This window comes from Phenylobacterium sp. (genome assembly GCF_028290885.1).
GTDB lineage: Bacteria > Pseudomonadota > Alphaproteobacteria > Caulobacterales > Caulobacteraceae > Phenylobacterium.
In genome coordinates, this window is record NZ_JAQGIZ010000101.1 from 1 (window position 1) to 10,802 (window position 10,802).

Annotated in this window: 11 protein-coding genes; 6 read left to right on the top strand and 5 right to left on the bottom strand. The window is 68.6% G+C overall.

Annotated elements, in window-relative coordinates:
- Together JWP28_RS07245 and JWP28_RS07250 are read right to left on the bottom strand one after the other, a co-directional pair.
- On the bottom strand, positions 1-128 hold a 128-nt coding region (locus JWP28_RS07245; RefSeq protein ID WP_299541593.1), incomplete at its 3' end, for a hypothetical protein.
- 4 nt (positions 129-132) lie between these two features.
- Complete coding sequence (locus tag JWP28_RS07250; protein WP_299541576.1) at positions 133-498, bottom strand: response regulator; 366 nt, start codon at positions 496-498, stop codon at positions 133-135.
- 108 nt (positions 499-606) lie between these two features.
- Between JWP28_RS07250 and JWP28_RS07255 the strand changes: the two genes are divergently transcribed.
- Positions 607-1,284, top strand: coding sequence for a hypothetical protein (locus JWP28_RS07255; protein WP_366143785.1), 678 nt, complete (start codon positions 607-609; stop codon positions 1,282-1,284).
- On the opposite strand, the gene JWP28_RS07260 is transcribed toward JWP28_RS07255, so the two are convergent.
- On the bottom strand, positions 1,277-2,440 hold the full coding sequence (locus JWP28_RS07260; protein ID WP_299541578.1) for a cystathionine gamma-synthase: 1,164 nt from the start codon (positions 2,438-2,440) through the stop codon (positions 1,277-1,279). The genes JWP28_RS07255 and JWP28_RS07260 overlap by 8 nt on opposite strands.
- Positions 2,441-2,462: 22 nt before the next feature.
- Complete coding sequence (locus JWP28_RS07265; RefSeq protein ID WP_299541580.1) at positions 2,463-3,872, bottom strand: pyridoxal-phosphate dependent enzyme; 1,410 nt, start codon at positions 3,870-3,872, stop codon at positions 2,463-2,465.
- Positions 3,873-3,997: 125 nt separating this feature from the next.
- Here JWP28_RS07265 and JWP28_RS07270 point away from each other — a divergent pair, with 125 nt between their 5' ends.
- A complete protein-coding gene (locus JWP28_RS07270; RefSeq protein ID WP_299541582.1) occupies positions 3,998-4,477 on the top strand; it encodes a ribonuclease H in 480 nt (159 codons plus the stop codon).
- 72 nt (positions 4,478-4,549) lie between these two features.
- Here JWP28_RS07270 and JWP28_RS07275 read toward each other — a convergent pair whose 3' ends face one another.
- Positions 4,550-6,613, bottom strand: coding sequence for a M13 family metallopeptidase (locus tag JWP28_RS07275; protein ID WP_299541584.1), 2,064 nt, complete (start codon positions 6,611-6,613; stop codon positions 4,550-4,552).
- Between the two features lie 86 nt (positions 6,614-6,699).
- On the opposite strand from JWP28_RS07275, the gene JWP28_RS07280 reads away from it, so the two are divergent.
- The 4 genes from JWP28_RS07280 to JWP28_RS07295 form a co-directional block, all read left to right on the top strand.
- Positions 6,700-7,599 carry an ROK family protein gene (locus JWP28_RS07280; RefSeq protein WP_299541586.1) on the top strand — a complete coding sequence of 300 codons (900 nt, stop codon included), beginning with the start codon at positions 6,700-6,702 and terminating at the stop codon, positions 7,597-7,599.
- A complete protein-coding gene (locus JWP28_RS07285) occupies positions 7,596-8,870 on the top strand; it encodes a DNA polymerase IV (protein ID WP_299541588.1) in 1,275 nt (424 codons plus the stop codon). Before JWP28_RS07280 ends, JWP28_RS07285 begins: the two co-directional genes overlap by 4 nt.
- Positions 8,871-9,021: 151 nt before the next feature.
- Positions 9,022-9,351 (top strand): ATP-dependent Clp protease adapter ClpS, encoded by a 330-nt coding sequence (clpS, locus tag JWP28_RS07290; protein ID WP_299541590.1) that lies wholly within the window; start codon positions 9,022-9,024, stop codon positions 9,349-9,351.
- Between the two features lie 6 nt (positions 9,352-9,357).
- A partial coding sequence (locus JWP28_RS07295; RefSeq protein WP_299541591.1) for an AAA family ATPase occupies positions 9,358-10,802 on the top strand: 1,445 nt, incomplete at its 3' end.

Consider the following 10,802-nt stretch of genomic DNA (forward strand, 5'->3'; position numbering starts at 1 on the left):
GCGGCCATGGCCAGGGCCGTCGGGCCGTCATAGGCCACCAGGACCTCGTAATATTCCGCCGAGAGCTTGGCCTCGAGCAGCCGGACGTTGGCCTCGATGTCGTCGACGACGAGGATCCGGGCGGACATGGCCTCAGTCCAGCAGTCGGCGGATGGTTTCGAGGAAGTGCGACACCGAGATCGGCTTGGAGATGTAGGCTTCGCAGCCACCCTCCCGGATGCGCTCCTCGTCGCCTTTCATGGCGAAGGCGGTGACCGCCACCACCGGAATGGCTGCGAGCTCCTCGTCCTCCTTCAGCCACTTGGTGACCTCGAGGCCGGAAATCTCCGGGAGCTGAATATCCATGAGGATCAGGTCGGGACGATGCTCTCGCGCGATCGAAAGCGCCTGCAGACCCTCGCGGGTCTGCAGGGTCTCGTACCCCTGGGCTTCGAGCAGATCATGAAAGAGCTTCATGTTCAGCTCGTTATCCTCGACGATGAGGACCTTCTTGGCCATTTAGGACCCGGTGCTGTTCTCGAGGTCACCGCGCAACAGCGGACTTCCCCACCCTGCTTTGTTCATCCCATGGGATATCCTTAAACTTCGTTAGCCCAAGGAGATCCCGTGGCTGAGACCGGCCCCGTCAGAGCGCCCGCGCCGTTGCTGGAGAGCGTTCCCTCCTTGGAAGGATTGGGCCTCGCCAGGGACCGCCCGCTGGTGATCGTCGACGTGGACGAGGTGCTGGGCCTCTTCATGCTGAGCTTCGGGGCGTTCATCGCCGAGCGCGGTTACGAGCTGCGGTTCGATCGATTCGCCCTCTTCCAGAACATCTACCGGCCGGGTGCGACCGAGCACCTGGACCTGGCTGAGGGCCACAAGCTGTTCGACGAGTTCTTCCGCACCGGCTGCGGGGAGATCGAGCCGGCGCCGGGGGCCGTCGAGGCGCTGCGCCGGCTGGGGGCGCGGGCCGAGATCCTGATCCTCTCCAACGCGCCCGCCGAGGCCGAGCGGCTGCGCGCGGCCTGGCTGCGGCGGCACGGCCTGCCGCAGGCGCTGATCCTGTCTAGCGGTCCGAAGGGGCCGATCACTGCGGCGCTGGTCGCGCAGACCTCGGGCCGCAGCGCCTTCGTGGACGACCTGATCCCCAACCTCGACTCGGTGGCCGAGCACGCGCCGGGCACAGCGACGTTCCAGCACGTCGCGGACCTGCGGCTTCGTCCCCTGGCCCCGCGCTCGGATCGCCATCCGCGGATCGACGACTGGGCGGAGTTGCGCGAAGCGATCGAGGCTGCGATCAGCTGAGCGCCTGCTCCAGGTCGGCGATCAGGTCGTCGGCGTCCTCGATCCCCACCGAAAGCCGGATGAAGGAGTCGGAGATGCCCAGCTCCTCGCGCACATGCGGCGGGATGGAGGCATGAGTCATGATCGCCGGGTGCTCGATCAGGCTTTCGACTCCGCCGAGGCTTTCGGCGAGGGTGAAGAGCTCGGTCCGCTCCAGCATCCGCAGCGTCCCCTGGAGGTCGCGGTCGAGGATCAGGCTGATCATGCCGCCAAAGCCGTGCATCTGGCGCTTGGCCAGCGCGTGCTGCGGGTGGCTGGCGAGCCCTGGATAGATCACCTGCTTGACCGCCGGATGCGACTCCAGCCGCGTGGCGATCGCCATGGCGTTGGCGCAGTGCCGCTGCATGCGTAACGCCAGGGTCTTCACGCCGCGAAGGGCCAGGAAGCTGTCGAAGGGGCCGGCGATCGAGCCGATGGCGTTCTGCAGGAAGCCCAGCTGGTCGGCGACCTCCCCGTCCGATCCCGCCACCACCACGCCGCCGACCACGTCGGAGTGGCCGTTCAGGTACTTGGTGGTGGAATGCATCACGAGGTCGAAGCCGTGCTCCAGCGGCCGCTGGCAGTAGGGGCTGGCGAAGGTGTTGTCGGCGGCGATCAGGATCCCGCGCGCCTTGGCCAGCGCCGACAACGCGTCGAGGTCGGCCAGCCGCAGCATCGGGTTGGTCGGCGTCTCGACCCAGATCAGTTTCGTCTTGGGTGTGATCGCGGCCTCCACGGCGGCGACGTCGGCCAGGTCCACGAAGCTGAAGGTCAGCCCCGCGGAGCGTCGGCGCACCTTGTCGAACAGCCTGAACGAGCCGCCGTAGAGGTCCGACGAGGCGACCACGTGGGCGCCGGCGTCGAGCAGCTCCAGGATGGTCGCGATCGCCGCCAGGCCGCTCGAGAAGGCGTAGCCGCGAACGCCGCTCTCCAGGTCGGCCACCGCGCGCTCGAAGGCGAAGCGGGTGGGGTTCTGGCTGCGGGAGTATTCGAAGCCCTTATGCACGCCCGGGCTTTCCTGGGCGTAGGTCGAGGTGGCGTAGATCGGCACCATCACCGCGCCGGTCGTCGGGTCCGGGTGCTGGCCGGCGTGGATCGCGCGCGTCTCGAACGCCAGCCGGTTGGGACGGTCGCTCATGGCATCTCCGGAAAGGGGCGCTTTAGGATCGGCGCAGGTGGTTGATCAGGTCGACGCGGGTGATCAGGCCCAGGAACTCGCGGCCGTCGAGGACGATGGCCACCTCGTCGCGTTCGAAGATGGGGATCAGGGTGTCCAGCGGCTCATGGCCCTGCAAGGTGTTGAGCTTGGCGACCATGGCGGTGGCCACCCGGTCGCCGAACCGCTCCGGCCCGCCCTCCACCGCCGCCAGGAGGTCGCTCTCGTCCAGGAGGCCGATCAGCCGGCCGTCGTCCAGCACCGGCAGCTGGCTGACGTCGGCGGTGCGCATGCGCTTGTAGGCGGTGTCGAGGGTGTCCTCGGGGCTGACCGTCTCGGTGGCGCCTTCCTGGGCCCTGCGGGCCACCAGGTCGCGCAGGCTTCCGGTGATGGGCCGGTCGGTGAGGCCCTGGTCGGCCAGCCAGTTGTCGTTGAAGACCTTGGACAGGTACTTGTTGCCGCTGTCGCAGACGAAGGTCGCGACGCGCTTGGGCTCGGTCTGCGCCTGGCAATAGCGCAGGGCCGCGGCCAGCAGGGTGCCGGAGGACGAGCCGGCCAGCACGCCGGCCTTGGAGAGCAGCTCGCGCGCCGCCTCGACGCTCTCCCGGTCGGTGACCGCATAGGCGTTACCCTTCTTCACCAGCGACAGGTCGCAGTTGTCGGGCACGAAGTCCTCGCCGATGCCCTCGACGATCCAAGAGCCGGCCTGCACGTGCTCGCCGCGGTTGATCAGCGGCTCCAGCACCGAGCCCGTCGGGTCGGCCAGCACCATCTCGGTCTTGGGGCTGACCTTCCTGAAGAACCGCCCCAGCCCCGTTAGCGTGCCGCCGGAGCCGACGCCCACGACCACCGCGTCCACGTCGCCGCCCAGCTGCTCGAAGAGCTCAGGCCCCGTGGTGGTTTCGTGCGCCCTCGGATTGGCCGGATTGGAGAACTGGTTCATGTAGACCGCGCCCGGGATGTCGGCCGCCAGGCGGTGGGCGATGTCCTGGTAGTAGTCCGGATGGCCCTTGCCGACATCGCTGCGGGTGATGCGTACGTCGACGCCCAGGCCGCGCAGGTGCTGGATCTTTTCGCGGGCCATCTTGTCCGGCACCACCAGCACCAGCCGATAGCCCTTCAGGATGCCCACCTGCGCCAGGCCCAGGCCGGTGTTGCCGGCCGTCGCCTCGACGATCACCCCGCCGGGCTTGAGGCTGCCGTCGGCTTCGGCGGCCTCGATCATGGTCCTGGCGATGCGGTCCTTGATGGAGCCGCCCGGGTTGGCGCTCTCCAACTTTGTGAAGAGGCGGCACGGGCCGCAGTCGAACATCCCCGTCAGCTCCAGCACCGGGGTGTGGCCGATCAGGTCCAGGGCGGAAGTGACCGGCGCCGGGGCGGCCGAAGCGGGAGAGACCTTTTCAGCAGCGATCATGGGTCGGCCGACTCCGTTCACGGGCCCCATCAGTACCCCACCTCGACGTAACGCAACATCCATGCCCACAGATGCCTCGCCGTTAGGTCTATCGGGCGCGAGGGCCGGGGTGCTAGGGCAAGGCCATGTCCGACATCATCCGTCTCTGGGTCGAAATCTCTCACCATTCCGCCTTTCGTTCCGGCGGCTGGGGGTACGTCCGCGCCGAGGGCCGCGCCCTGACCGGCGCCGCGGGCGGGGAGCGCACGCCGTCGCCGGACCGCATCGCGCTTGCCGCCCTGCTGGCGGCGCTGAAGGACCTGCCGCCGAACGCCGCCGTCGAGGTCCACAGCGCCACCGCCCGGATCACCGGCGCAGGTCGGCGCGTCGCGGAACTCGAGGCCGGGGGCGAGCCGCCGGCCGAAGACCTCGAGCTGTGGGCGCAACTGTCCGCGGCGCTGAAAGCCCACCCCGCGCGCTTCGCGGCCGCGGCGAACCAGCTGCGTACGCCGACCGCCTTCGCGGCGGCCTGGGCCGAGCTGGCGCGCGACAAGGCGAAGGCCGCCGGCGCCTTCCGCGCCGCGATCCCCAAGACCAACCTGGCGAAGGCCGGCGTCCCGGCCTAGTGGGCTGGATTTGAAGTTCGCCTCATTCACGGCCAAGCGCTGAGCGAACTTCGGAATCGGAGCGCTAGGCGGTCACCAGATTCGCACGCGCTGGTCGGGCGGCAGGTAGAGCTTTTCGCCGGGCTTCACGTCGGAGGCCGGATACCAGGGGTCCATGTTGCGCACGGTGTCGGCGCGGAACTCGGCCGGCGCATGGCCGTCGGTGATCGCGCGCTGGCGGGCGGTCGCTTCGCGGGTCTTGGTCCGCCAGCTCTGCGCGAAGGCGATGAAGAACTGCTGGTCGCCGGTGAAGCCCTGCTGGCTGGGCCCCTCCTTGCCGCCGTTGGCCAGGCGGTAGGCGTCATAAGCCGCATTCAGCCCGGCGATGTCGGCGATGTTCTCACTCAGCATCTGCTCGCCGTTCAGCGTGATGTCGGGGAACGGATGGTACTGGCTGAACTGCACCGCCAGCGCATGGCCGGAAGCCTGGAAGTGCGCCAGGTCGGCCGGCGTCCACCAGTTGCGCAGGCGGCCGTCAGCGTCGAACTGCGCGCCCTGGTCGTCGAAACTGTGGCTGATCTCGTGGCCGATGGTGGCGCCCGTCGCGCCCATGTTCATGGCGATCGGGTTGGCCGGGTTGAAGTCCGGCGCCTGCAGGATCGCGGCCGGGAAGTTGAGGGCGTTGCGCACCGGCAGGTTCACGGCGTTGACGGTCTGCGGCGTCATCGCCCATTCCCCGCGGTCGACCGGACGGCCGAACTTGGCGAGGTTGCGGCGGTATTCGAAGAGCTCGGCGCGCTGGGCGTTGCCGAGCGCATCGCCGGGCGCGACCCGCAGCGCCGAATAGTCGATCCAGTGGTCGGGGTAGCCGACGCCCACCTTCAGGGTCGCCAGCTTGCGCCTGGCCTCGGCCTTGGTGTCCGGGGCCATCCAGTCGAGCTTGTCGATGCGCACCCTGAAGGCGGCGATCAGCTCGTCGACCATATGCTGCACCTTGGCCTTGGAGTCGGCCGGAAAGTACTTGGCGACGTAGAGTTTTCCGACCGCTTCGCCGAGCGCGCTATTGGTGGCGTTGACGGCCCGCTTCCAGCGCGCCAGCTGCTGCGGCGTGCCCGAGAGCGTCGTGCCGTAGAAGGCGAACCGCTCGTCGGCGAAGGGCTTGGGCAGGACGTTCGAGTAGTGGTCGAGCTGGCGGAAGGCCAGGTACTCCTTCCAGACCGGCAGCGGTTGGCTGGCCACAAGCGCGGCCTCGCCGGCGGTCGCCTTCGGGTGCCAGACGATGAATTGCGGCCGCTTCTCCAGGCCCGCGGCGGCGAAGAAGGCCGTCCAGTCGAGGCCCGGCGCCTTCTTCGCGAAATCGGCCGTCGCCCAGGGATTGTTGGCCTTCAGCACGTCCTCGGACTCGGCGCGCGGCGCGTGCGTCTGGGCGATCTTGGTCTCGAGGTCGAAGATCCGCTGCGCCTTGGCCTCGGCGTCCTTGATCCCGGCGAGCGTCAGGACCTTGGCGATGTGCGCCCTATAGGCCGCGCGGTCGGCGACCATGTGGGGGTTGGACGAGAGGTAGTAGTCACGGTCCGGCATGCCGAGCCCGCCCTGCAGCAGGTAGGGGGCATAGCGCTTGGGATCGTTCAGGTCCTGCTCGACCCACAGGCCGAACAGGTGGTCGGTGTCGAAGTTGGTGGAGTTGAGCGCATCGACGTCGGCGCGCAGTTCACGGCCGAATTCGGCGGCAAGCGCCTTCTTGTCCTTGATCGCCGCGATGCGGGCCAGCGTCGGCTGCAGCGGCTTCAGGCCGAGCGCATTGATCTTCGCCTCGTCGAGGTAGCTCGAATAGTAGTCGCCGATCTTGCGCGCCTCCGTGCCGGGCGGCGCGATGGCGGCCATCTTGATCAGGTCCTGGACGCGGGCCGTGGTCAGCTCCACGAGCTCACCCGAGACGCCCCACTGGGACCGGTCGGGCGGAATCTCGGTGGCCTTCATCCAGCCGCCGTTGGCGTAGGCGAAGAAGTCGTCGCCGGGCTTCACGCTGCGGTCCATGCCGGCCAGGTCGAGGCCCGGCGGATGGTTGTTCACCAGCGAGACGGCAGGCTGGGCGGCGGCGGGCCCCGCAAGGGCCAGGGCCGCAGCAAAGGCGGCCAGAGTGTGGTTGTGCTTCATGGCGCGCAACCTAGCGTTTGGGACGGTCCTGTCCACTTCGCCTCAGGCTCTCAGCAGCGCAGAACAAATCGGGTATACCGACTCCCATGATCCGGATCGGCGTGGACTTCGGCGGGACCAAGATCGAGGCGGCGGCGCTGGATGCCCAGGGCCGCTTCCAGGCCAGGGTGCGCGCGCCGTCGTCGGGGAGCTATGAGGCGAGCCTGGAGGTGGTGCGCGGCCTGGTCGCGGCCGCCGAGCGGGAGGCCGGCGTCAGCGGCGCCAGCATCGGCGTCGGCATCCCCGGATCGCCCTCCCCGCTCACCGGCCTCATCCGCAACGCCAACACGACGCACCTGAACGGCAAGCCGCTGCAGGCCGACCTGGAGCGGACGCTGGGCCGGCCGGTGCGGCTCGCCAACGACGCCAACTGCTTTGCGCTTTCGGAGGCGACGGACGGTGCGGGCGCCGAGGCGGACGTGGTCTTCGGAGCGATACTCGGCACCGGCTGCGGGGCGGGCGTGACCGCTGGCCGCCGGGTGCTGCGGGGCCGCAACGCCATTGCCGGCGAGTGGGGCCATACGCCCCTGCCCTGGCCGACGGCGGACGAGCTGCCCGGCCCCGGCTGCTTCTGCGGACGCAGGAACTGCCTGGAGTCGTGGATCTCCGGCCCGGGCTTCGCGGCCGACCACGGTAACGGCGAGGACGCCATGGCGATCGCAGCGGCGGCGCAGGCGGGCGACGCAAGCGCAGCGGCCTCGCTCGCCCGCTACAAGGACCGGCTGGCGCGCGGGTTGGCGGCGGTCAGCGACATCCTCGACCCCGACGTCATCGTGCTGGGCGGCGGCATGTCCAACGTGGAAGCGATCTACGACGGCCTCACCGAGGCGATCGGCGCCTACGCCTTCTCCGACGTCTACACGACGCCGGTGAGGAAGGCGGTGCACGGCGACTCGTCGGGCGTGCGGGGCGCGGCCTGGCTCTGGCCGCTGGAACCCGGGCCGTGAAGGCGCTCTGCCGTGACTGCTTCTGGCAGGGCGAGGCGGCGGTCCGGCGCTGCCCCGCCTGCGGCTCGCCGCGGATCGTGGCCCACGAGGACCTGGCGAGCCTCTCCATCGCCCACATGGACTGCGACGCCTTCTACGCCTCGGTGGAGAAGCGCGACCGGCCGGAGCTGCGCGACCAGGCGGTGATCGTCGGCGGCGGCAAGCGCGGGGTGGTCACCACCTGCTGCTACATCGCCCGCATCAAGGGCGTGCGCTCGGCCATGCCGATGTTCAAGGCGCTGAAGCTCTGCCCGGACGCGGTGGTCATCAAGCCGGATTTCAGCAAGTACCGGGCCGAGAGCCGGCGCATCCTCGGGCTGGCCGGGGAGCTGACGCCGCTGATCCAGAACCTTTCCCTGGACGAGGCCTGGATGGACCTCTCGGGCACGGAGCGGCTGCACAAGGCGCCGCCGGCCCTGACGCTGGCCCGGCTGCAGGCGCGGATCGAGGCGGAGACGGGCCTGACCGTCTCCATCGGGCTCTCGGCCAACAAGTTCCTGGCGAAGATCGCCTCGGACCTCGACAAGCCGCGCGGCTTCTCGGTGATCGGCGGCGCCGAGGCGCAGGCCTTCCTGGCCCCCCGGCCGGTGGGCATCCTGCCCGGGGTGGGGCCGGCCATGGTGGCGAGCCTGGAGAGGGCTGGCTTTCGCACGGTCGGCGACCTGGCCCGCGCCGACATCAAGGCGCTGGCCGAGCGGTTCGGCTCGCACGGCCTGCGGCTGTCGCGCCTGGCGCACGGCGAGGACCACCGGGGCGTCAACCCGCGCGAGGAGCGCAAGGGGATCAGCGCCGAAACCACCTTCAACGAGGACCTCTCCGCACTCGCCGACCTGGAGGACGTGCTGGCGGAGCTGTCCGAGAAGGTAGCCCGCCACGCTCGCGCCGACGGCGTGGCCGGCCGCGTGGTGACCCTGAAGCTGCGCACCACCGACTTCCGCATCCTCACGCGGCGACGCACCATCCCGGTGCCGACCCAGACGGCGAAGACCTTGTTCGCGGTCGGGCGCGAGCTGCTGGCCCGGGAAGCCACCGGCCGGCCCTACCGCCTGATCGGCATCGGCATGGCCGAGCTGGTCGAGGCCGCGGCGGTTGAGCACGACTTCTTCGCCGGCGAAGAGCGCCGCGCGCTGGCCGGCGAGAAGACACTTGACGCCCTGCGCGCCCGGTTCGGCGCCGACGCGGTGACCTCGGGGCGTATTTTTCGGGCAAAAGCGGCGGCGAAGCCCGACTAAAGCCCGCAAACCGGGCGCCGCGATGGGGCATTTATGGCCGCGGTTGATGGTTTCGCTGGCGCCCGTGACGATTCGACCCTTCCAAATGGGTCGCGTTTGCATATCTAATCAAGTGGCGGCGATGCGGCAGCGCCGGCAGGAGATGGATTGAATGGCCGAACGTAAAATGGGTGATCAAGACACCGGCATCCGGTCGGCGGTGGTCACCCAAACTAAGCCCAAGACGCAGAAGCCCTCGATGTATCGGGTGCTGTTCTTAAACGACGACTACACGCCAATGGAATTCGTCGTCTATGTTCTTGAGCAATTCTTCAATAAGTCGCGCGAAGATGCGACTCGCATAATGCTCCATGTCCATCAACACGGCGTTGGGGTCTGTGGGGTGTTCACCTACGAGGTGGCGGAAACAAAAGTGGCCCAGGTCGTTGATACGGCGCGGCGGCATCAACACCCGTTGCAGTGCACCATGGAAAAGGATTAAGGCGTCTTGCCTTCATTTTCACGACCCCTCGAGGAGTCTCTTCATCGCGCAGTGGCCTATGCCAACCAGCGCAAGCATGAGTACGCCACCCTGGAGCATCTGCTCCTCTCCCTCGTCGACGACGAGGACGCCGCCGGCGTGATGCGCGCCTGCGACGTGGACCTCGGCGCGCTTCGAACCACGCTCACCAACTACGTCGACACCGAGCTGCGCTCGCTGGTCGTGGACGACGGCGAGGACGCCAAGCCCACCGCCGGCTTCCAGCGTGTGATCCAGCGCGCGGTGATCCACGTGCAATCCTCCGGCCGCGAGGAGGTCACCGGCGCCAATGTGCTGGTCGCGATCTTCTCCGAGCGGGAGAGTCACGCCGCCTACTTCCTGCAGGAGCAGGACATGACCCGCTACGACGCGGTCAACTACATCGCCCACGGCATCGCCAAGAAGGCCGGAGCCACTGAGGCCAAGCCCGTCAAGGGCGCGGCCGACGACGAGGACAAGCCCACCGTCAAGACCGGCGGCGAGGCGCTCGAAGCCTATTGCGTGAACCTCAACGAGAAGGCCAAGCAGGGCAAGGTCGACCCGCTGATCGGCCGCTCCGCCGAGGTGGAGCGCTGCATCCAGATCCTCTGCCGGCGGACCAAGAACAACCCGTTGCTGGTCGGCGACCCGGGCGTCGGCAAGACGGCCATCGCGGAAGGCCTGGCGCGCAAGATCGTCAACCATCAGGTCCCCGAGGTCCTGGCGGGCTCGACCATCTTCTCGCTGGACATGGGCTCGCTCTTGGCCGGCACCCGCTACCGCGGCGATTTCGAGGAGCGGGTGAAGCAGGTCGTCAAGGAGCTGGAAAACCACGCCGACGCGATCCTGTTCATCGACGAGATCCACACGGTGATCGGCGCGGGCGCGACCAGCGGCGGGGCGATGGACGCCTCGAACCTGCTGAAGCCGGCGCTGGCCTCAGGCACCCTGCGGTGCATGGGCTCGACGACCTACAAGGAGTTCCGCCAGCACTTCGAGAAGGACCGCGCCCTGGTCCGGCGGTTCCAGAAGATCGACATCAACGAGCCCACGATCGACGACACGATCAAGATCCTCAAGGGGCTGAAGAGCTACTACGAGGAGTTCCACAAGCTCCGCTACACCAACGACGCCATCAAGGCGGCCGTGGAGCTGTCGGCCAAGTACATCAACGACCGCAAGCTGCCGGACAAGGCCATCGACATCATCGATGAGGCGGGCGCCAGCCAGATGCTGCTGCCGGAGAGCCGGCGGAAGAAGACCATCGGGCTGAAGGAGGTCGAGGCGGTCGTCGCCAAGATCGCCCGCATCCCGCCGAAGTCGGTCTCCAAGTCGGACACCGAGGCGCTGAAGCAGCTGGAGACCGACCTGAAGCGGGCGGTCTACGGCCAGGACGACGCGCTGGACCAGCTGTCGGCGGCCATGAAGATGGC

Coding starts and splice junctions, on each gene's coding strand:
- JWP28_RS07250 (WP_299541576.1), bottom strand. CDS start 498: ATGGCCAAGAAGGTCCTCATCGTCGAGGATAACGAGCTGAACATGAAG.
- JWP28_RS07260 (WP_299541578.1), bottom strand. CDS start 2,440: ATGAGCGACCGTCCCAACCGGCTGGCGTTCGAGACGCGCGCGATCCAC.
- JWP28_RS07265 (WP_299541580.1), bottom strand. CDS start 3,872: ATGATCGCTGCTGAAAAGGTCTCTCCCGCTTCGGCCGCCCCGGCGCCG.
- JWP28_RS07270 (WP_299541582.1), top strand. CDS start 3,998: ATGTCCGACATCATCCGTCTCTGGGTCGAAATCTCTCACCATTCCGCC.
- JWP28_RS07275 (WP_299541584.1), bottom strand. CDS start 6,613: ATGAAGCACAACCACACTCTGGCCGCCTTTGCTGCGGCCCTGGCCCTT.
- JWP28_RS07280 (WP_299541586.1), top strand. CDS start 6,700: ATGATCCGGATCGGCGTGGACTTCGGCGGGACCAAGATCGAGGCGGCG.
- clpS (WP_299541590.1), top strand. CDS start 9,022: ATGGCCGAACGTAAAATGGGTGATCAAGACACCGGCATCCGGTCGGCG.